Genomic DNA, 21899 nt, shown 5'->3' with positions numbered 1-21899 from the left:
TCCGCTGGTATCTCTAGTGAACAATAGTTTTGAAGCAATGATCATCGTTTCGTAAAGAAAGGGTTAGAAATGGTATGAAAAGCAGAAGGAGGGAAAAATGTCTTTACAAATGGACGATCGGCCAATTAATTCTCTTTTTGACCAGCATCAGTTTCGTCAATTTGTATCTTTTAACAACGACAATAAAAGCCGAAGCAGCAGTGAATGTTTTAGATGTGGAGATTTTAAGCAATTTAACGAGTGCCAATACAAGTGGCACCTCAGTAAGCGTTCCATGGCCAGGCAGCGTGACAAATCGACCAGTGACTTTTTCTATTAAAGGCAACGGCGGGTTGAATGCTTCTGTCAATGTCAGTGGGGAAGATAAATTTGCTTTATTAGCGATCCCAGCAGAATTGAGAACTAGCATTAGTGCCAATGGATCCGCATCGATCAAGACGTCGACCACAGTCAATATTGCCAATGTCCCACTTTTGAATGCGATCTTAACAGCGCTTGATTCCTTGACCAGTTCACTAAATCTCAACCTTGGGATTGTTCAAATCGATTTGACAGCGATCAATCAGCAGATTTCTTTACTAAAGACTGTCGGAAATATTGGGAATGTTGAATTTACCAGTCCATTGCAGTTTACGACCCAGAAAGAAGCTTTATATGCCAATATGAGTTCGAACCTTGGTGTCGTCTTAGGAACCAATGTCCCGCAAATTCTACGGAATTTAAGTACCGCGATTCAAAATACCCAGATCCGAGTGATCGGTATCGATATTGGCGGCGTCGTTCGCACATTGCTGCAAGGGTTGCTCAATACCCTGCTGAGCACCGTGAATTCAGCGTTGAATGATTTGGCAACTGTCCAAGAACAGCTAGCGGATGCAGCTGTTTTAGGAGCAACGGATGTTCAAATTCCGACGTTACTTTCAGGTCCGGGTCAGTTGACTGCAAATTGGACCGCTAATTTTTCCGCTTCTGTTTTGAAAGCAAAGCCGACGGACATCAATCTCTTAAACTTTAGTGCGCTAAATATCAGCAGTCGCCAAACTATGGTTTATTTCATGGTCGAAGCACTGACGATGGATCGGACGAATTTGCCGACTCAGCTGAATTTTGGCCGACATGCCATTCAAACGAAAAAGAGTGAGACGTGGCGGGCAACCGCCAACGGCGATCAAAGCGCAGCAGCTACCACTGGGATTTTACGAATCAATGATACCCGCAATCGTCAGAAAAAATGGCAAGTCAAGGTCAGACAATCCACCAATTGGGTCAATGGCACGCGAACATTGCCAGCTGCCGAATTAAGGGTTCAGCTTGGAACTGTCAATTCGACATTTACAGACGGTCGAGTGGTTTTACCTGATAATGCAACGATTGCCCTGCAGCAAAATGTCGAAAAAAATGTGGTGGCGTTGGAAAATGCGGCATCGACTGGTGGACTGACCGTTAATTTTTCCCAGTTCAATTTATTTGTACCTGAGAAAACACCTAAATTTCAAGGTCAGTATCGCGCCACAGTCGTGTGGACCGTTTCCGATACACCTTGAAAAGGAAGAGCAGAATGAAAAAGAATCCCCTTGTGCTGCTTCTGATTTTGATGATCGGCAGTTTCTGCGGTTTCGTTCCATCAGCAGTAGCCAATACGACGACCGGCAACATTGAGTTTTATGAAGGACCAACGGAAACAGCTAGCAGTGATTCAATTGATGAAGAAATTGAACCACCGCCCAGTCAAGAAACGGTCACTAACGTAGAAGAACCACTGCCGCAGCTTGCTGAAACCAATCACTTTTGGCTGCCCTTAATAGGTGGATTCTTCATTAGTCTGACATTGATCATTTGCATCAAAAAAAGGAGGATGGCAACATGATTTCAAAGAAATCGGTAATAGGCGCATTGGGGGTATTGACCGCCCTTAGTATTGTGACCACGGTGCAAGCGGACGATACGACCGGTGTCGTAGAATATACCTCTGGTGGCATCGTGTTTGACCCGGATAAAGGCGGGAGTGATCCCAATACGCAGCTACCAACGAATTTAGATTTTGGTGCCCATGAGATCCAAACAGAAAATGCCGAAACGTGGGTGGCTACTACAGATGGGACTGGACTACCTGGCGATGGGTCCACGCTGCAAAGAGGGGCAGTTGCAGTCAGTGATAACCGAGGACAGGCGAACTCTTCTTGGGCAATTAAAGTACGGCAAGCAACCCAATTTACGGCAGGAGACAGTACGTTGGACGGTGCGGTATTAACGGTAGATACGGGTACATTGACCAACAACTTAAGTTCGCCGCCAACCGGAACCAGTGATATTGCCAATGGCGAGCTTGATTTTGTGGCGATCAACAATGAATATGCTTTCTTGACCGCCAATGCTGGTGAAGGGATCGGTGAAACGTCGATGCCTCTAGAACAATTTACCCTTTCGATCCCAGCCAATACGGAAAAACAATCGGCAACCTATCAAACGACCCTCGTTTGGACGATCAGCAGTGCTCCGACGACCCCATAGGTTAGTAGTCATTGCTTAACAGTTAGCAGAAAAAAAGCAGCTTGCCTAAGCGGCTGCTTTTTATGCTAGCTGATTTTTCTTTCCTATTTTGTGTAGAAAGGATCTGACAGGATGCATCAGAACAAACTTCGAGGCAAAGGATTTCAGTATTGGGTAGTAAGTATTCTAACGGTCTTATTTTTCATTGGTACTAGTAGTACGGGGGCAGCAGATTCACTTGATACCTTCGATGTTCAAATCAAATTGCCGGAGTCACAGCGGGACAAAGAGTTGATGTACTATGATTTGTTGCTGGAGCCCAAGGCAGAAGAAAAACTAGCAGTCATGGTTTCCAATAAAAGCGAGCAACCAATCAATCTACAGCTATCGTTTAATCGAGCGGTCACGAACATGACTGGCGTCGTTGAGTACTCTGGGGCAAATGAGGAAGCAACGCCTTCTGCTCCGTACGCGATCGAAGAACTCGTTACTTTGAGTGATGAAACACTTTCATTAGCCCCTAATGAACAAAAAGAAATCACCTTGACAGTCCGGATGCCATCTAAATCATTTGATGGGATTTTGGCAGGGGGACTATACGTACAGCAAACCGGCAGTGAAGAATTTCAAGGGAATGTTCAAAACCTATTAGCAAGAGAAGTGGCGGTATTGCTCCGAAATAAAGAGTCAGACATCCCGCCAGCGGTCCGAATTGAAGAAGCCCATTTGGAAGAGATCAACCGCCGCAATGTCATCATCGTAGCGGTGGAAAATGCAGCAGCCGATTATCTCAGTAAAGCCACGCTTGCTTATGAAGTGTTCCATGAAGGAAAAGCAACAGCCATCAAAGGGGAAAAAGAAATCCAATTAGCGCCCAATGCATTAATGAATTACGCACTTCCGCTGGATGGAAAGGAACTGTTATCAGGAGAGTATGAAATAAAAGCGACCCTTAAAGCAGCCGATCAAGAATGGCAGGGAGAGCCGACCTTCCAAGTTGCAAGGCAAGAAGCGCAAGAAAGAAACGAGCAAGATGTCAGTATTGAAGAAACCGCTTCGCCGATCCTTCTCTATCTATCGATTGGTGGTGTTTTATGTTTGATCATCGCTTATCTGATTTGGCATAATCGAAAACTAAAACGAGCATTAAAAAAAACAGATGATAAAACCCCATGAGCACTTGTAAGAAATTCCTTATTAATATAGAAGGAAAAAAGAAAACAATCAAAATTCACGGGATGCATGTAAATCAAAAGCATAATAAAAGCAGCAAACAGGCCATTTATTGTTCGAAATAAATGGTTTTTTGTCGTGTCCATGAAGATTCGATATGGTAAATTAAGTAGAAAATTTTTTTGATTGCATCTTACAGCAGCGAACGATCACTTTTATTTTGATGGAAAATCTTCAGAGGAAACAGTTGATTACCCTTAACCGGACTGCCCAAAGAGAAGGGTAGCTTTTTTTTGCGAAAAAACGAAGAATAAATAACGATTAATATTTAATTTGAACGAAGGTTTTTTTTTTTAAAATCATTAGAAAGGTTGGGCAGTAGTCGGTAAGTTTTGGAATTGTTAATTAGTTAAACTACTTAAAAAAACATAAGTTTTTATTGTTGTTTGCGCTTTCTGTCTTATAAATGTGTTAAGAAAGCAGTACGACGGGAACTCCTTTACTATAATAGGTTTAGACCAATTATAAAGTCTTTTCTTACTTTGTTTTTAATTTAAACTACCTTTTTTGCATAAACGTTTCGCTAATTCGTTTGAAAGTGCAAGCAGGCATTTTTAATTAAGAATACAATTAGAAATGATGTGAAAAGGAGAATTAAGATGTCTGCAAATTTGAGCAATTTCGCTGTTTATATAGTAGATGACAACTTTTTTAATGGAAATTTGATGAAAAAAATGATCACTGAAAGTCATGTTCCTTATTCTATGGTGGAGATCATTTCACCGGAAGAACTAGATTCTTTTCTTGAAGGGTATCTAACAGATGTGAACGATTTATTTTTATTTTCCATTGAAATGATGGGCTTTGATCGAAGTTTTCAATTAGCAGGGCGATTGAGGGAGCAGTGCAAAAAGTGTCAAATTGCTTTTTATGGTGCCTATGCGTCCAAAATCGAAATCAAGAAACTGAATCTTATCTGTCCTTTAGGAATCATCGATACAGAAGAAAAGGATGTGGCAATGCAGTTAAGAAATTTGTTAACAGAAGCAATTGAAGTGAAACGATCATTGCTGGGAAAAAAACACTTATTAAAAATTGTTAGTAAACGAGAGTTGATGATCGTTGATGCAGAAGCAATCAACTACATAACAACGATCAAAGGTGAGCGAAACCGAATCGTATTCCATCAAAAGAAATCAGTTGAGTGCATTGAAACTTCGTTAAAGGTCATCAAACAGCTAGATTTGCCTGAGTATTATAAAGTATTCAAATCGTACATTATTAATGCGCGACAAATCAAAATGATTGATCGAACAAACAATGTTCTTTGCTTTTTTAATGGGGAAGAATTAGAAGTTGGAAAAAAAATCCGTAAAGCAATCAGTTAAAACTACATATATTTAATGGAGGAAAAAAATGAAAAAGAGAAATAAACGAATTCGTCATGGCATTGTTGTTACCGCTTTAGGTCTGTCCCAAGTGATCACTCCGGTCATGGCGCTTGCGGAAACCACGGAACAGGAACAGACCATTCGTACTTTAGATAACTCAAATCATCTGCTGGAATCAACCAGCGGCGTTGCCAATGAAACAAACACAAGCGACGCGCAAACAACTGAGACTACTCAAACGGATCGTTCTTCAGAAGAAAGCGGCGAAGCAACCTCCAAGACGGTTGCAGCAACAACGAGTCAAAGTGAAACGCCTGCTACAACTTCATCAACGCATACAGCAGATACTACAGATTCGACGCAAACAAGTTCTTCAGAAACTGAATCGAAAGAGGCAAAAGGAGCCGAAAAGAGTTCCCGTGTCAGCACCCGCATCAATGGACAAGAGCTTTTAGAAAAAGGCACATTACTGACGATTGCTGGTGAGGAGTTCAGTCAAACGGAAGAAACGCGGATTTTAAACAATAGTCCGGTGAAACTGAAATTAGACTTTGAAATCAATGACGAAGACTACTTAGCCGGTACCACTGCTGTTTTTGACCTGCCGGAAGGCCTTGGTTTTAGTGATATGCAAGGAACAAATGAAGCAATCAATGCTTCGTGGGCAGTAGATAGCGCCGCCCATCAATTAACGATCACCTTTAACCAATCCATTCATGATGCATCGTTTTCGATCGAGTTGACCAGTTATCTTTATTCAGAAGACAAGCCTCAGCTAACCATTGAGATGGGCGATCAAAACCAGACAAGCTACGCCATTGATTTGTATGAAGAAGTTGACCCGATTCAATATGTGTCAGAAAAAAATGTCTTTGGGATGCAAGGAATGGTTTACTACAATACTGATCGGACATTATCTGGAACGGAAACTCTTTCACTGCATTTGGTTGATACGCCGGGGGCTTCCTTCAAAAAGATTGAGACCCAACCGTTAAAAGTCTTCAGCTATGAAGTGGATATCAAAGGAAAGATCAAGCCAGAAACACAAACAGCATTGACTGAAGGGACGGACTACACAATCACCTCAAATAGTCTCTACAATACTGCTGTTGAAGTCAAACAAATGGACAAGCAAAAGGCCTATGGTGTTTCTTATCAATTCACGATGAGTTTGACCGCGTTGACGGATTATACTTCTTCTTTTTCAAAAGGGTATCCGACGACCGGATTTGGTTCGGTACAGCTAAAACAAACAGCTGCCCAAAACAGAGGGTTTTCCTTTACCGCAGCAACCAGTAAAGATGAAAAAGAAGTCGATTCTAGGTATTATATGGGGGTTGCTTCTGCCAGTTTTATGAATGGCCTTTCTAAAGGAAACTACTATGTATCAATTCATCAAATGCCGACGGAGATGAAAGCAGGTCAACAAATCATTCTTTCGAGTCAAAACGGACAGCCGATCACGGCGAAACAGTTAACAGCAAGAGACGCCTTCTATCAAAATGTGACTTTTACGGATTATTTTTCTGTCGAAAATAATGGGGACAAACTGATTGTGACGGCCACAAAAGACAGCAATCTCACTCTTGGTTCCACGAACATAACCGTACCCTTTGATCAGAAAGATATCATCCTCAATGTCTCGACACCGTTAATTGCTAATAAAGAATTCAAAATCGTTGAAGACAACTACGTCGAACCAATCAGTGTTCTTAATCCCAATAACGCTGAAACTGCTTGGGGAAATTATGATCAAAATGGTGCCTATGCCAGTGACACTTCAGTCAATATCGAAGGCAGCACCTCACAACCGATCGAAAATTTACAAATGTTTATTGAACATCCCGAGTATCTTTCTTTAAGAAAGGTACCAAAAGTCGGCTTCTATTATACTTTAGGAACTGATTATACGATTGAAGAAGTAGCAGGCGGAACGATGGTCACCTTTACGTCGCCCATTACCTATTCTGTTCAATTTGATATTGGCTTCAATTATGTGCCAGACAGTTTAGCACCGACAAAATCAATTCCTAACGATACAATTCCAATCACGATTTCCGCGACAGGACTTGACACGGTTCATACCTCCGTCTATACCGGAAGAAAACTGTATTCTGAACGCACGCTCCAAAGCAGTAAGAATCAGTTTTTAGTCAACGCTCGTCAAGATACCATCAGTGATTTGACTGTTGAGACCCATGTTCCGAAAAATACGGATGTTGTGTTTTCGATCATCGATGTTTCCAATGAACAAGTCAGTGGCATTTATCCACAGTACTGGGATCGTGGTTATTATGATAATCAAGCCATGAAAGAAAGCGATCCGAATTATCCAACGATCACCCATGATGAGGCAACCAACTATTATACCTTTGATTTTGGGACGACTAACCATCGCTACATCATTTCCTATCGGTACGCCAATGGTTGGCAGGAAATGAGTACGATTTATGTACCTGGTTTTGCAAAAGAGCCGCTATCAAATAATCAGCAAGGCTCAACTACCGTTTCGGTTTCCAATACAGCGACGGATATTATTGGGATTACTCAAAATACCGTGAATAATACAAAAAACATGACTCAGGTCAAGGTCACAACAAAAAATATCGATGATGGCTCGAAAAAAGTAGCAAATCCAACGATCCTTCTAAAATCATTGGGAAATACCAATGGTGAAATCGATCTTAGGTCAATCAATGTTTCAAATGTGCCAGACGATAGCTACGAAATCAAAGAAGTTGACGGAGACGTACAGCTTGTCTTTTCAAACTATGTTTTAACGAAAAATATCGAAATCAGTTACAACGTACTTTCACAAAACGCCGGCCAAATCTCAGCTTCAGCAACGATCGTTTCTGATACGATTGATACCTTGTCGGAAGCCAAACGGACAGCTACTTCGACGGTGACTAACCTGCAATTTTCGGCAGGTGATTCAAACGGGATCATTTACAAAACTAGTGCGTCACTTGATGTTTATAATACCGAAGAACCAACTCAGAAAATTGCAGGCGTTACATTGATGCTTTGGAATCAGTTGACTGGAGATGTTATTTCTGTTGTAACGGATGAGAAGGGAGAGTATCAATTAGCTGATATTTATACAGGGACCTATATGCTTTATGTTTCCTACGTCCCAGAAGGTTACGTCATACCACAGGAACTTCAGCTTGGTAAAGAGGTGCAAGTGAACCGGACGGGCAATCATCTTTCTGTCGGCATCACACCAGAAGAAGACTTGTCGACGATCGACGCCAAAGATAGCACGATCTACGTGGGAGACGAGTGGCATGCTGAAGACAACTTTGTTTCAGCGACAGACAAGTATGGCAATGCGTTGACCTTCTCGGAAATTACCGTCAACGGTGAGGTCGACACATCTAAAGTCGGCACTTATGAAGTCAAATACATGAATGGCAACGTGAGCGAGACAGCGACGATCACTGTGGTGGCCAACCAAGAAACGGTGGCAGCCAAAGACAGCACGTTATATGTGGGCGATGCATGGACAGCAGCTGATAATTTTCTAGCGGCAAAGGATAAAGACGGAAACGCATTGTCACTATCAGAAGTGACCATTATCGGTGAAGTTGACACGGATACACCAGGAGAATACCAAGTGATCTATCGTAACGGCAAAGTCGAAGCAACAGCCACGATCACGGTCTTAGCCGACCAAACTTCGGTTAAAGCCAAAGACAGCACCTTATACATCGGGGACGACTGGCATGCGGTTGATAACTTTGTTTCGGCAACGGACAAAACAGGAGCGAACGTCCCATTTTCAAATGTGACCGTTAGTGGAGCCGTGGATACTTCCAAAGAAGGTCAATATCCAGTAATTTACCAAAATGGCAATCAAAAAGCAGTCGCAACAATTACGGTCGTTACCAACCAAGAAACAGTCGTGGCCAAGGATAGTACACTTTATGTTGGAGATGCATGGGAGCTTGCGGACAACTTTGTTTCAGCAACGGATAAGAAGGGGCAACCGTTAAGCTTGGCAGAAGTCACCACCAGTGGTGAAGTGGATACGAAAGTACCAGGAGAATACCAAGTAACCTATCGCAATGGCAAAGCCGAAGCAACAGCGACGATCACTGTATTGGCAGATCAAACGAGTGTCAAAGCCAAAGACAGTACCTTATATGTTGGGGATGACTGGCATGCGGTTGATAACTTTGTTTCAGCCACAGACAAAACAGGATCGAATGTCCCATTTTCAAATGTGACCGTTAGTGGAGCCGTTGATACTTCCAAAGAAGGTCAATATCCAGTGGTTTATCAAAACGGCAAAGTAAAAGCAACGGCGACGATTACGGTGGTTGCCAACAAAGAAACGGTAGTCGCCAAAGATAGTACGATTTATGAAGGCGATGACTGGCAAGTCGCCGATAACTTTGTGTCGGCAACAGATAAAGACGGCAACGCAGTAAAACTGGCTGATATCACAACGATAGGTACAGTCGACAGCGCCACACCAGGGAAATATGAAGTAATTTATCGCAATGGCAAGGCCGAGGCGAAAGCAACGATCACCGTGTTAGCTGATCAAACATCAGTTGAAGCCAAAGATAGCACCTTATATATCGGGGATGACTGGCAAGCAATCGACAACTTTGTCTCAGCCACAGACAAAACCGGAGCAAACCTACCATTTTCAGGAGTGATCGTTAGCGGATCAGTTGATACCAGCAAAGAAGGTCAGTATAAAGTTACTTATAGCAATGGTAAAATGGAAGCTATTGCTACGATCACGGTTGTTGCGAACCAAGAAACGGTAGTCGCCAAAGATAGTACGATTTATGAAGGCGATGACTGGCAAGCCGCCGACAACTTTGTGTCGGCCAAAGACAAAGACGGCAAAGAACTAGAACTTGCCGATATTACGGTATCAGGCACAGTTGACACCTCTAAAGCAGGCAGATATGAAGTGGTTTACCGCAATGGTAAAGCTGAAACAACTGCCACGATCACCGTATTGGCTGATCAAACGAGTGTCAAAGCCAAAGACAGTACTCTGTACGTCGGTGACGATTGGGAAGCTGCCGACAACTTTGTCTTAGCTACAGACAAAACGGGAGCAACGGTTGAATTATCAGGAGTAATCGTTACTGGTACCGTCGATACCACTCAAGAAGGCACATACGAAGTCACTTATACGAATGGAAAAGTCAGCGACATAGCGACAATCACTGTGGTTGCTCACGAAGAAACGGTCATAGCAAAAGACAGTACGATCTATGAAGGAGAGAAGTGGCAAGCCGTCGATAATTTTGTCTCGGCAACAGATAAAAGCGGACAAGCAGTCGATTATGATCAAGTATTGACTAGCGGTACAGTCAATACTGATGTGCCTGGAAAATACCAAGTAACCTATCGCAACGGCAAAGCCGAAGCCACTGCCACAATTACCGTGTTGGCAGACCAGACCTCTGTGACTGTGAAAGATAGCGTGATTTATGTTGGTGACAACTGGACAGCTGCCGACAATTTTGTCTCCGCTACAGATCGTGATGGTAACACACTTACGTTGGAGCAACTGTTGGTGGACGGTTCGGTTGATACCAAAAAAACCGGATCCTATCAAGTCACTTATTCAATCATAACCGATGAAGCAGCAACTCCTAACTTTTTCGCACGCTTATTTGGTACTGACTCACAAGAAGCAGTCACCGCCACAGCGACGATCAAAGTCATTGAAAAAGCAGAAGAACCAGAGGAGAATGATAAGCAGCCAGAGAAAGATGATTCTAATAAAGGGCAAGAAAAACCAACGGATGCAGGACAGCCTGGTACACAAAGCAAAGCGACCGCAAAGGACAAACGGGTGTTACCAAAGACCGGTACAGCCATCACTCAAGGTTATTCGATTGTAGGAGTGAGCCTTGTGGCACTAGCGGGGATCGTCTTCTTTCGTAAGAAACACACGAACAAAAGCAGAAAAACGAAATAAGTCTCAATGACTATAGCAGCGGCTATCCTTAATGATAGCCGCTGTTTTTAGTTTGCTTTCTAAAAAAACCTGCAGTATTGCGGTTTTCTTGTCTGATAAGCAGCCGTATAAAGAAGATGTAAAGATGCTAGCAGAAGATTTACACTATTTTTATTTCTTTTTGCGTATGCTTACGTCATGAAGGAGTGAAGAATATGAATCTTGTTTTAGGAATAATCGGAGTGATCGTAATGATCTATCTCTTTTGGTACTTGTTTGAGGGGGGAGAACGATGAGTAGCTATTTTGTGCAAGGCTTTTTATTTTTACTGATCTTACTAGCAGCAGCGGTTCCTTTGGGCTGGTATATCAAAGAAATCATGCAAGGAAAAACACCGCGGTTTGTCCGCTTTATTCAACCCATTGAACGGTTGACCTATCGAGTGATTGGTTCGGTCAGCAAAAAAGAAATGACCGCCAAAACCTATCTATTTTCCGTCTTGGCCGTCAGCGTCTTTTCCATCATCGGATTGACCGGATTATTGATGGTCCAGCACTGGTTACCGCAAGGGGCGGCCGTTGAGAATTTGTCCTTTGACTTAGCATTGAACACAGCCGTCAGTTTTGTGACGAACACGAACTGGCAAGCTTACGCTGGGGAAGAAGCACTGACCAATCTTTCCCAAGCATTAGGATTAACGGTGCAAAATTTCTTATCTGCGGCAGTAGGACTAGCTGTACTGTGTGCCTTGATTCGTGGGCTGCAGCAAAAACAAAAACGAACGGTAGGGAATTTTTGGCAAGACATCACCCGTTCCTTACTGTATATCCTTTTACCACTCTCATTGATTTTAGCGATCTTGCTCCTGTCTCAAGGCGTCGTTCAAACGTTGAGCAGCGGCGTGGAAGTCAATGGATTTGAAGGGAAATCCTTTTGGATGGCGCTCGGGCCGGTAGCGAGTCAAATCGCCATCAAGCAATTAGGGACCAACGGCGGCGGTTTTTTTGGCGCCAACGCCGCCCATCCATTTGAAAACCCAACGATGTTCAGTAATTTTTTAGAAAACTTAGCGATCTTGTTGCTGCCAGCTGCTGTGATTTTTGCCTTTGGCTTTTGGATCAAAGAGTGGAAACAAGGACGTACGATCTTGATCACCGCAACCGTCTTTTTGATCCTGGCCTTTATTGGCGTAGTGATCAGTGAAGCTTATGGGCCGCAATTCAGTCAAGTGCTTGGGAATGCCAACCTAGAAGGCAAAGAAGTACGTTTCGGTATCGGTTGGTCGAGTCTCTGGGCAGTGAGTACCACCGCCGCTTCCAGTGGATCAGTCAATGCCATGCTGGATAGTTTCACACCACTCGGGGGTGCGATCCCAATGTTCTTGATGCAGCTGGGGGAAATCATCTTTGGCGGTGTCGGTAGCGGACTTTATGGCATGATCGCTTTTCTATTATTGACGGTCTTTATCGCTGGTTTACTCGTGGGACGAACACCAGAATATATCGGCAAAAAAATCGAAGCCTTTGACATTAAAATGACGAGTATCGTTATTTTGACGCCATTGCTACTGACGCTTTTCGGGGCTATGTTGATGACCTTGCATCCTGACATCATGAGCTGGCTAACCAACCAAGGCGCCCATGGCTTTAGCGAACTGTTGTATGCAGCAACTTCGTTCAGCAACAACAACGGGAGTGCCTTTGGCGGCTTGACCGCAGATACTGTTTTCCTGAATAGTTTGGGTAGTATCTTGATGTTCGTTTCACGTTTCGTTCCCATCGCAGCCATCTTGTATCTGGCAGAAAACATGGGTGCCAAAAAGAAAACCGTTCGTAATGAAGGAACCTTGTCAACCACGAGTCCAGTCTTTGTCACGATGCTAATCATTGTGATCATCGTGATCGGTGCACTGAGCTTTTTACCAGCGATGGCTTTAGGACCAATCGCAGACTTTTTTACAACGAAATAGGAGAGAGAAAAAATGAAAAAAATCTATCAATGGGCGATCGGCGAATCCTTTAAGAAATTGGACCCTCGCCAACAAATCAAAAACCCCGTAATGTTTGTGGTTTACTTAGGGGCGATCTTGACAACGATTTTATGTTTTCAAGAACAAACGGTCCCGTTGTGGTTTAGCATCAGTGTGACCGTCTTCTTATGGTTGACCTTGTTGTTTGCCAATTTTGCCGAAGCAGTGGCAGAAGGGCGCGGCAAAGCACAAGCGGATAGTTTGAAGCAAGCAAAAAAAGAAATCATGACCTACAAAGTCATGTCCTTGGAAGATGTAGCGAAAGAGGCTTTTATCGAAGTCCGATCCTCCGATTTGAAAAAAGGCGACTTGGTGTATGTTCCTTCTGGCGAACAAATTCCTGCCGATGGGGATGTCGTGGAAGGTGCTGCTTCGGTGGACGAAAGTGCCATCACAGGAGAATCAGCCCCTGTCATTCGTGAGTCTGGCGGCGACCGCAGTGCAGTCACGGGAGGAACGTTAGTCGTTTCCGATTACTTGGTCATCAAAGTGACCGCTGAAAATGGCCACTCCTTTTTGGATAAGATGATTGCGATGGTGGAAGGGACGCAACGGAAAAAAACACCCAATGAGATTGGCTTGCAGCTGTTCTTAGTGACACTGACCATCATCTTCTTGGCAGTTTCCATCACATTGATTCCTTTTACCGATTTTAGCAGTCAGTTATCTGGTCGGGGAACGGCGATTTCCAGTGTGATCGTGATCGCTTTATTGATTTGTCTTGCACCGACCACGATCGGCGCCTTGATTTCCTCGATTGGGATTGCTGGAATGAGTCGTTTGACCAAAGAAAACGTCATCGCCATGAGTGGCCGCGCGATTGAAGCAGCAGGAGATGTGGATGTTTTGCTGCTGGATAAAACAGGGACCATTACTCTGGGAAACCGCCGTGCCAGCGAGTTCTTGCCGGTACCAGGTGTCACCGCCAAAGAGTTGGCAGATGCAGCGCAGTTGGCATCTTTTGCCGATGAAACAGCGGAAGGCCGCAGTATCGTGATTTTAGCCAAAGAAGCCTTCAATATTCGGGAACGGGAATTTCAGCAAGCCGATGTTCATTGGATCGATTTTAGTGCCAAAACACGGATGTCTGGGATCGACTATCGTGGCGATGAGATCCGTAAAGGAGCTGCGGATACGATCAAGCAATATGTGACGGCAAAAGGGCAGACCTATCACACGGCATGTGACGAGATCGTAGAAAAGGTCGCTAAGGCTGGTGGAACCCCATTGGTCGTAGTGAAAAATGGCCAGGTACTCGGAGTCGTTTATTTAAAAGACATCGTGAAAAACGGCGTCAAAGAAAAATTTGCCGACATGCGCAAGATGGGCATCAAGACGATCATGATCACCGGAGACAACCCCTTGACGGCAGCTGCTATTGCTGCGGAAGCGGGCGTCGATGATTTCTTAGCCGAAGCAACACCAGAAAACAAAATGAACCTGATTCGCGAATATCAGGAAAAAGGGCATTTGGTGGCGATGACGGGGGATGGAACCAACGATGCACCCGCACTCGCCCAAGCCGATGTGGCAATGGCGATGAACACTGGTACACAAGCAGCCAAAGAAGCGGGCAATATGATCGACCTTGATTCCAGCCCAACCAAATTACTGCAAGTAGTCCAAATTGGTAAACAGCTGCTGATGACCCGTGGGGCATTGACGACCTTTAGTATCGCGAATGATATCGCCAAATATTTCGCAGTGATCCCTGTCCTGTTTTATGCGATTTATCCAGAACTTGCAGCGCTGAATATTATGAATCTTGGTAGTCCCTTGACGGCGATTTTGTCCGCAGTCATTTACAATGCAGTCGTGATCATCGCCTTGATCCCTCTGGCGTTAAAAGGGGTCAAATACCAAGAAAAACCAGCCAGCCAAATGCTGCGGCACAATCTTGTCGTCTACGGCCTAGGCGGCATCATCGCACCATTCATTTGTATCAAGCTAGTAGATTTGCTTTTGTCAGCTGTTCTACTATAAGAGAAGTCTATCAGAGTCAAAGAGTCATTTAGGAGGAAAACATGATGAAGAACACCCTCTTTGCCAGTATCAAATTTTTACTATTTAGTACCGTGCTATTTGGCGGTCTCTATACATTGTTGGTCACCGGTGTCGGACAAGTCTTTTTTGCCCATCAAGCCAATGGCAGTCAAATCGTGGAAGGTGGAGAGGTCAAAGGGTCTGAGCTGCTTGCGCAACCCTTTGACCAAACAGGTTACTTCCAAGGCCGTGATCAAACTGTTTCACAATTGTCGCCCTATGATCCGACCCAAAAAAAGACTGTAGCTGAGCGGACAGCGGCGTTACTGGCAGAAAACCCAACCCAAACCAGTGTGCCGATCGATCTCGTGACCGCTTCGGGTAGTGGCGTTGATCCTGATATCAGTGTCGAAGCGGCACTTTTTCAACTGCCGCGGATCGCTGACACAAGAGGCATCGATGAACAAACAATTCATGATATAATAAACAGAAATAAAGTAGCTGATCTGTTCTCCACGAGAGAATATGTCAATATCATGACCTTGAATCAGCAGCTCGATCAATTACCCGAAGAATAGGGGGAAGCATCTATGAGTGAAAACAACCAGCAGACTATCCCAGAAGAGATGCTGCTGCAAGCCGGATTTGGCCCCAAACGTGGCAAGCTGCGGGTATTTTTCGGTTTTGCTGCCGGTGTCGGAAAAACCTATACGATGTTAACCGAAGCCCATGAGTGTTTGCTCATGGGCAAAAATGTGGTGATCGGCTATATCGAACCCCACAAACGTCCCGATACCAATCGATTGCTTGAAGGGTTACCACAAGTACCATTAAAGCAATATCAGCACAAGCAATTGACCCTATATGAGCCGGATATCGATCGACTGATCCAACTAAAACCAGATATCGTCTTGATCGATGAGTTAGCACATACCAATCCCATTGGTGCGCGAAACAAAAAACGTTACCAAGATGTTGATGAACTTTTGCATGCAGGAATCACCGTCTACACGACCATCAATGTCCAGCATATCGAAAGTCTGAATGACATCGTGGAAAAGGTCACGGAAGTGGAAGTCAGAGAAACTGTACCCGACACCTTTTTCCAGCACGCCAGCTTACGAGTGGTGGACGTTGAACCAGACGAACTGATTGATCGGTTGGAACAAGGCAAAATCTATGCCGATGAAAATGCCAAGCGGGCACTAAAAAACTTTTTTACGCCAGAAAAACTTGATCATTTACGTGGATTAGCGATCCAAAAAGCTTCCAATCATATCAATCAAATGAACGGCGGTCGAAAACGAGTCCAAAGCAAGCTTTTGACGATTATTGATGATCGCTTGCCGAAAATGGCAGAGAAATGCATTCGTTGGACCGCCCGCTTAGCCCAAGGAGTGGGGGCGGAATGGACGGTGATTCAAATTCGATCGTTAGATGATACACCTACCGAGGTGCCATTGGCAGAGCGTTTGGGAGCAGAAGTCATCAACATCGAAGCGGATGACAGTTTTGAGACCATCGTAGAGTATGCCAAAATGACGGGTGCCAGTGACATTATCATGGGGAAACAGGTTTCTCAGAAGTGGTTCCAAAAATTGTTTGTCGAGGATTTAGAAGACCGCTTGATTCGGCGCCTTGATGATATTGAGATCCATTTGATTCCTTTTAAAGAAAAAATGCAGCGACCACGGCTGACGTTTTCGCAATTATTTGAAGGCGGTGGTCGAGATTTCACCTTGACCTTTGGGCTGATCATGCTCGCCACCATAGTGACAGAAGGCATGCAGTACTTACATTTCGGCGATCAGAATTTGATGCTGGTTTATATCTTTTTTGTTCTCTTAGTGGCACGTTACACAAGTGGCTATCTTTGGAGTGCCATGGCATCGATCATTAGTGTCCTTTCTTACAATTGGTTCTTTGTCGACCCCTTGTATTCCTTGACGGTCTATAAAGCAGGCTATCCAATCACATTAGTGATCATGCTGATCGTTGCCTTAATGATCAGTAATGTGATGGTTCGATTGAAGACCCAGGCAGAAAATGCCAAGGAAAAAGAGCATCAAATGGAGATATTGTATGAGTTGAACAAACAATACATGGAAACGCGGAATGAGCAAGACATTTATGAAAGTACGACCACCTATTTGGCACGCTTACTCCAGCGAGAAGTGGCGTTATATGACAGGGAAGGTCACTTGAGAAGTCTGCATTCTTCAAGAGAAACATTGTCTCAACTGACTGGCAAGGATGAGAAAGCCGTCGCTTTTTGGGTCGTGAAAAATCAAAAAGAAGCCGGTCGCGGCACAGATACTCTGATTGGTGCCAATGGATTTTACTTGCCGATCGTTTTAAACGGCAAACCACTAGGCGCCCTTGGGGTAGAACGCAACGAGGAGCATCAGTTGGCCAATAGTCAATTGAATTACTTGCGCCTTGTGATCACCCAAATTGCTACCGTGTTGGAGCAAGTCTCTCTGGCGAGTGAGAAAGAACAGATCCAATTAGAAAACGAACGGGAAAAAGTCCGCAGCAATCTACTGCGTGCGGTTTCTCATGACTTGCGGACGCCACTGACGACGATTTCTGGCATTGCCGAAACATTGAGCGAAACCGAAGGCGCGATCAAAAAGGAAACGAAACAAAAGCTGCTAGGAGATATCCAAAGTGAATCCCAGTGGTTGATCCGCATGGTCGAAAACTTACTGTCGGTGACCCGCATCAATTTGACTAACATGGCGGTCAAGCGCAGTGAAGAACCAATCGAAGAAATTATCGAAGCGGTTTTAACGCACCTAAAAAAAGTCTATCCGCAACAAAAAATCATCGTGAAGATGCCCGATCAGCTGATTTTTGTCAAAGTCGATCCAATCTTGATCGAACAAGCCTTGTTTAATTTGATTGAAAATGGCGTACGCCATGGAACCGCCGATACACCGATTTTCTTGCGAGTTTTTCAGGAGCAAGAAGTGGTCATTGAAATCGAGAACCAAGGGGAGATCCCCCTAGGGCAATACCAAAAAATCCAAGCGAATTTGACTAATGACACCGAAGTGCCGGTGGATTCCAAAAATGGACTAGGCATCGGACTGAGTATCGTTAAAACCATCATCCATGCCCATGAAGGCAAATTGGCGATCGAAACGAAAGCTGGCAGTACCATCTTTCGTATTTATTTAAAGCAGTAAGGAGGAAGAGCATGCAGCGACATTTTTTATTGATTGAAGATGATTCGAATATCGTTGATTTTATGGAGGTCGTCTTGCAAAGAGAACACTACAACTTTACGTCAGTTGGCACGGGCATGGAGGCATTGATGCTCTTGCAGGAAGAAACTATCGACTTCATCTTGCTGGATCTGGGCTTACCGGACATTGACGGCATGGAGCTGTTAAAAATCATTCGTAAGCGCATGAACACACCGATCATCGTGATCTCTGCCCGCAAAGATGAACAAGACAAAGTGCAAGCGTTAGACCTCGGTGCCGATGATTATGTAACAAAGCCCTTCAGTACCAATGAATTATTTGCCCGTATCCGCACGGCATTGCGGCACAAGGAGTCAGCTGCCTTTAGCAGCAGCCCGATTCTCGTAAACAAGGAGTTAACGATCGATTTTGAGAAGAAAATCCTGTACAAGAATCAAAATGAGATCCATTTGACCAAAAACGAATACCGCATCATGGCAGTTATGTTCAAGAATTTAGGCAAAGTCGTCACTTACGATACGCTCACCAGCGAAGTTTGGGGACCTTTTGCAGCGGATGCACAAACCTTACGAGTCAATATCTCAAACATTCGCAAAAAAATCGAAACCAATACGCTGCAGCCAGAATATTTGATCACTGAAATCGGCGTCGGGTATCGCTTGCGGGAGTATCCAGCAGAATCTTCTGTATAAGTTCGATTCAATCCTAAACAGCCTCCTCCTAAAATTTAGGAGGAGGCTGTTTACTTTCATTGCATCGATGACCATAGTATCCACTGCTTTATACCATTTGACAGTGCCAATCCAAGGGAAGATGGGACTGCACGAAGGGGAAAATGTCGCTCATTCAAATTTTGTATATTTGTCCTATATGTATTGCTGGGAAATATGTTGTTTGATCAGTTATACTTTTTTTATTAAACAGTTTCCAAAGGGTTCGTTAACTAACAGGTAGAAAAAAATAGGAAAAAGAGCAGCATCAACGATGCCACTCCATGGTGTTTTCGATTTCATTGGTATCAGAATCCAGTTGTTCAGAAACGATGGTAAAGCCGTTTTTGAGATAAAACGCAATAGCAGCTGTATTTTTTTGGTAGACATTCAGAGTCAGCTTCTCGTGTTCTGCTTGTGCTTTTTGTAAAAGCTGCTTGCCAATGCCGTGGGCACGATAGTCTTTCAAAACGAAAATACCAGCGATATAATCACCCAACATCCCGATGAAGCCGACGGGCTGATCATCCACCGAATAGGTGTAAATAAGGGCATCAGAGAAGGCTTTTTTCACAAAATCATAGTTATCTTGCCAATGGGCAGCCGAAATAAAGTCATGGGCATCCAAATTACTTTGCAGCCAAATCTGGGCGATGGTTTCTAATTCAGAATCAGTAAATTGGGTCACTTGTTGTATCATGAGAACCTCCGTTTTTATTCAGTATAGCATAGGTCCAGTACTGATTGCTGCAAATAGCGGCACTTTCGTAGACAATCGGTCAGGAGACGAACCGCTTGATAAGTAACGAAGGTTAAATGACGAAGAAAAGCAATCTTTTTCGTTGAAATATTCTAACAATTTTGTTTCAGCTAGATGTCAATTTCTTGCAGCCAGATGTTATTTGTGTGAAAACAGCCCCAAGAATGAAATCTTTCGGTATGCTAGAGAAAGCGATAAGACACATCTAGTTAAGGAGAAAAAATGAAAAAGACACTTTTGGTTGCAAGTTCACTTGTTTTGCTGACGCTGCCTGTCGTGACGGTATCCGCAGACAGCTTTGATCAGAAGATCCAGCAGCAAAATGAAAAAATCAGTGACATAAAAAATGAATCTACCTCATTAGAATCACTGAAACGATCCACAGAGGCAGAGATTCAATCGATTGAAGGAGAAATCCAAGCAATCCTACAAAAGAAAACGACGACGGAAGAAGAAGTCAATGCCTTGGCACAAGAGATCCAAGTCCTTGAAGAAAAAATCATCAAGCGCACAGAGGTACTGGCGAATCAAGCGCGTGACATTCAAACGTCGGAACCTTCCAATCGGTTGTTCCAAAAAATCGTTGATGCTGAATCCATCGGAGAAGCCATTCAACGGGCGATTGCTTCAGTAACGATCATGAATGCCAGCAATAGCATCGTCGAACAACAGCAAGAAGATATCGCAATGAGCCAGAAATTGGAAAAAGAGTTGCAGGAACAATTGGTTGCGATCGAAGAGCAGTCAAGCGCATTGCAAGGAAAACAAGCGGAATTAGCTGATGTCAAATTGAATCAAGAAGTTGAACTAGCGGACCTTGCCTTGGCATTGAACACCGAAGAAGAGAAAAAAGACCAATTGGAAGCGGACCAAGCAGAAGCAAAACGGCAACGAGAAGCAGCGTTGAAGCAACTGGCTGAGCAAGAAGCACAAGAAGCAAAAGCGCGCAAAGAAGCAGAAGAAGCAGCAAAACGCCAGCAAGCAGCAGAAGCCGAGTCAGCTAAAACTGCTGAAAATCCTGCCGTTCAACAAGCAGCAGTGGCAGCAGCACAGCCGAAGACGGAAGCAGCAGTGGCGCCAGAAATATCGGTGGCGCCAGAAAAAACTGCAGCTACTCCTGCACCTGTGCAGCAAGCAACTGAGCCAAAAGAACAAGCAAGCACAGGTGGATGGCAAATGCCAGTCGATTCGGTTCATATTTCGAGTCGTTTTGGGTATCGAACAGATCCAACAGGGGCATCAGGAAATCAACATAATGGCATCGACTTTACCGGGGGGACAGGAACACCGATCTATGCGATTCAAGCAGGCGAAGTTGTCGAAGCGGGCTATGGTCCGTCAACTGGTAACTATGTGATTATCAAACATGCCAATGGCATTTACAGCTACTACATGCACTTTAGTACACTGCCAGCTGTCTCGGTCGGACAAAGCGTCTCAGCTAGACAATATGTAGGCGGTATGGGAACGACTGGAAATTCAACTGGCGTCCATCTACATTTAGGGATGTCAACAAGCTTATGGTCAGGATTCTTTGATCCGGCACCAGAATTGGGCTTATAATAGTCAGAAAATCCGCAGAAGCGAACAGGCTTCTGCGGATTTTTTGGTTGCTCTTCTTTTACGAAGTCTCAATTGGCTCAGCGCCAAAAGCGGGTCATCTCCGCTTTGTCTTTCAGGTTGAAAGCGATCATGTCTTCAATCAATGCTTGATCGATCGGCTCAGTCCACTTGATGCGAAAAATGTTATCCGTATGGCTGTAGCCAGCTTTTTCAATGGCATCGATAAACTGTTCAAGACACTTGGTTTCTGGAGAGACAGAAAAGTGCGGTTTTGAAACGCTGAAACCGATAATAAAGGTTTCATGGGCGGTGAACATCGGCTGATTCCATTTAATGACTGGAACGAGGTCAGGAAATTTCTTGGTAATAGCGGCAAATAAGGCACGCAGTTTTTCTTGTTTTACTGGATCTTCAATGCTGGTTAAGTAAGTTTCTAATACATCCATTGGGAGATCTCCTTTCGTTTTAAGGAACGAGTACAGGCAATGTCGATTAATAAAAATAACGCATGTTTGAAATCAACTATTTTGTTACTTAGAGTGTACTGTAAAGTTAGTAAGTTGACAAACCTGTTGCCTTGAATGGGGGATAAAGCCTTCAGAAACAAACATTTTTTGCAAAAAGTAACGCTAAAAACAACTTTTTTCTGCTCG

The 21899-nt window shown here is 43.9% G+C and carries 14 protein-coding genes; 12 read left to right on the top strand and 2 right to left on the bottom strand.

All coding sequences use genetic code 11. The features are described 5' to 3' along the window. Positions 1-74: 74 nt before the first annotated feature. The 11 genes from IGI94_RS10325 to IGI94_RS10275 all read left to right on the top strand — a co-directional run bounded on the left by IGI94_RS10325 (position 75) and on the right by IGI94_RS10275 (position 18905). A complete protein-coding gene (locus IGI94_RS10325) occupies positions 75-1544 on the top strand; it encodes an adhesive domain-containing protein (RefSeq protein ID WP_438899706.1) in 1470 nt (489 codons plus the stop codon). A gap of 14 nt (positions 1545-1558) precedes the next feature. Next, the gene (locus tag IGI94_RS10320; protein WP_438899705.1) at positions 1559-1867 is read left to right on the top strand and encodes a hypothetical protein; all 309 of its coding nucleotides are present in this window, start codon (positions 1559-1561) and stop codon (positions 1865-1867) included. Then, positions 1864-2511 (top strand): WxL domain-containing protein, encoded by a 648-nt coding sequence (locus IGI94_RS10315; protein ID WP_438899704.1) that lies wholly within the window; start codon positions 1864-1866, stop codon positions 2509-2511. The genes IGI94_RS10320 and IGI94_RS10315 overlap by 4 nt, the downstream gene beginning before the upstream one ends. A 111-nt stretch (positions 2512-2622) precedes the next feature. After that, the gene (locus tag IGI94_RS10310) at positions 2623-3666 is read left to right on the top strand and encodes a DUF916 and DUF3324 domain-containing protein (RefSeq protein ID WP_005235023.1); all 1044 of its coding nucleotides are present in this window, start codon (positions 2623-2625) and stop codon (positions 3664-3666) included. A gap of 656 nt (positions 3667-4322) precedes the next feature. Next, positions 4323-5051 carry a LytTR family DNA-binding domain-containing protein gene (locus IGI94_RS10305; protein WP_005235024.1) on the top strand — a complete coding sequence of 243 codons (729 nt, stop codon included), beginning with the start codon at positions 4323-4325 and terminating at the stop codon, positions 5049-5051. A gap of 28 nt (positions 5052-5079) precedes the next feature. Beyond that, on the top strand, positions 5080-11010 hold the full coding sequence (locus tag IGI94_RS10300; RefSeq protein WP_438899703.1) for a bacterial Ig-like domain-containing protein: 5931 nt from the start codon (positions 5080-5082) through the stop codon (positions 11008-11010). 271 nt (positions 11011-11281) lie between these two features. Continuing rightward, on the top strand, positions 11282-12958 hold the full coding sequence (kdpA, locus tag IGI94_RS10295; RefSeq protein WP_086332521.1) for a potassium-transporting ATPase subunit KdpA: 1677 nt from the start codon (positions 11282-11284) through the stop codon (positions 12956-12958). 12 nt (positions 12959-12970) lie between these two features. After that, the gene (kdpB, locus tag IGI94_RS10290) at positions 12971-15001 is read left to right on the top strand and encodes a potassium-transporting ATPase subunit KdpB (protein ID WP_438899702.1); all 2031 of its coding nucleotides are present in this window, start codon (positions 12971-12973) and stop codon (positions 14999-15001) included. A gap of 41 nt (positions 15002-15042) precedes the next feature. Then, positions 15043-15579 (top strand): potassium-transporting ATPase subunit C, encoded by a 537-nt coding sequence (locus IGI94_RS10285; protein WP_438899701.1) that lies wholly within the window; start codon positions 15043-15045, stop codon positions 15577-15579. A gap of 12 nt (positions 15580-15591) precedes the next feature. Then, the gene (locus IGI94_RS10280; RefSeq protein ID WP_438899700.1) at positions 15592-18192 is read left to right on the top strand and encodes a DUF4118 domain-containing protein; all 2601 of its coding nucleotides are present in this window, start codon (positions 15592-15594) and stop codon (positions 18190-18192) included. 11 nt (positions 18193-18203) lie between these two features. After that, a complete protein-coding gene (locus IGI94_RS10275; RefSeq protein ID WP_016613477.1) occupies positions 18204-18905 on the top strand; it encodes a response regulator transcription factor in 702 nt (233 codons plus the stop codon). A gap of 286 nt (positions 18906-19191) precedes the next feature. On the opposite strand, the gene IGI94_RS10270 is transcribed toward IGI94_RS10275, so the two are convergent. Further along, positions 19192-19623 carry a GNAT family N-acetyltransferase gene (locus tag IGI94_RS10270; protein WP_016613476.1) on the bottom strand — a complete coding sequence of 144 codons (432 nt, stop codon included), beginning with the start codon at positions 19621-19623 and terminating at the stop codon, positions 19192-19194. A 282-nt stretch (positions 19624-19905) separates the two neighbouring features. Between IGI94_RS10270 and IGI94_RS10265 the strand changes: the two genes are divergently transcribed. Next, positions 19906-21246, top strand: coding sequence for a peptidoglycan DD-metalloendopeptidase family protein (locus IGI94_RS10265; protein WP_144330539.1), 1341 nt, complete (start codon positions 19906-19908; stop codon positions 21244-21246). 77 nt (positions 21247-21323) lie between these two features. Here the strand turns inward: IGI94_RS10265 and IGI94_RS10260 are convergent, their stop codons facing one another. Then, positions 21324-21692 (bottom strand): iron chaperone, encoded by a 369-nt coding sequence (locus IGI94_RS10260; RefSeq protein WP_005235074.1) that lies wholly within the window; start codon positions 21690-21692, stop codon positions 21324-21326. Between the last annotated feature and the right edge of the window lie 207 nt (positions 21693-21899).

It is taken from the genome of Enterococcus sp. AZ149 (genome assembly GCF_051714285.1).
In the GTDB taxonomy this organism is placed as follows: domain Bacteria; phylum Bacillota; class Bacilli; order Lactobacillales; family Enterococcaceae; genus Enterococcus_D; species Enterococcus_D entomosocium.
Note: the sequence above shows the minus strand (reverse complement) of the source record. Positions and strands in the feature narration are given on the sequence as shown.

Coding starts and splice junctions, on each gene's coding strand:
- kdpA (WP_086332521.1), top strand. CDS start 11,282: ATGAGTAGCTATTTTGTGCAAGGCTTTTTATTTTTACTGATCTTACTA.
- IGI94_RS10310 (WP_005235023.1), top strand. CDS start 2,623: ATGCATCAGAACAAACTTCGAGGCAAAGGATTTCAGTATTGGGTAGTA.
- IGI94_RS10285 (WP_438899701.1), top strand. CDS start 15,043: ATGATGAAGAACACCCTCTTTGCCAGTATCAAATTTTTACTATTTAGT.
- IGI94_RS10325 (WP_438899706.1), top strand. CDS start 75: ATGAAAAGCAGAAGGAGGGAAAAATGTCTTTACAAATGGACGATCGGC.
- IGI94_RS10320 (WP_438899705.1), top strand. CDS start 1,559: ATGAAAAAGAATCCCCTTGTGCTGCTTCTGATTTTGATGATCGGCAGT.
- kdpB (WP_438899702.1), top strand. CDS start 12,971: ATGAAAAAAATCTATCAATGGGCGATCGGCGAATCCTTTAAGAAATTG.
- IGI94_RS10260 (WP_005235074.1), bottom strand. CDS start 21,692: ATGGATGTATTAGAAACTTACTTAACCAGCATTGAAGATCCAGTAAAA.
- IGI94_RS10315 (WP_438899704.1), top strand. CDS start 1,864: ATGATTTCAAAGAAATCGGTAATAGGCGCATTGGGGGTATTGACCGCC.
- IGI94_RS10265 (WP_144330539.1), top strand. CDS start 19,906: ATGAAAAAGACACTTTTGGTTGCAAGTTCACTTGTTTTGCTGACGCTG.
- IGI94_RS10305 (WP_005235024.1), top strand. CDS start 4,323: ATGTCTGCAAATTTGAGCAATTTCGCTGTTTATATAGTAGATGACAAC.
- IGI94_RS10300 (WP_438899703.1), top strand. CDS start 5,080: ATGAAAAAGAGAAATAAACGAATTCGTCATGGCATTGTTGTTACCGCT.
- IGI94_RS10270 (WP_016613476.1), bottom strand. CDS start 19,623: ATGATACAACAAGTGACCCAATTTACTGATTCTGAATTAGAAACCATC.
- IGI94_RS10275 (WP_016613477.1), top strand. CDS start 18,204: ATGCAGCGACATTTTTTATTGATTGAAGATGATTCGAATATCGTTGAT.
- IGI94_RS10280 (WP_438899700.1), top strand. CDS start 15,592: ATGAGTGAAAACAACCAGCAGACTATCCCAGAAGAGATGCTGCTGCAA.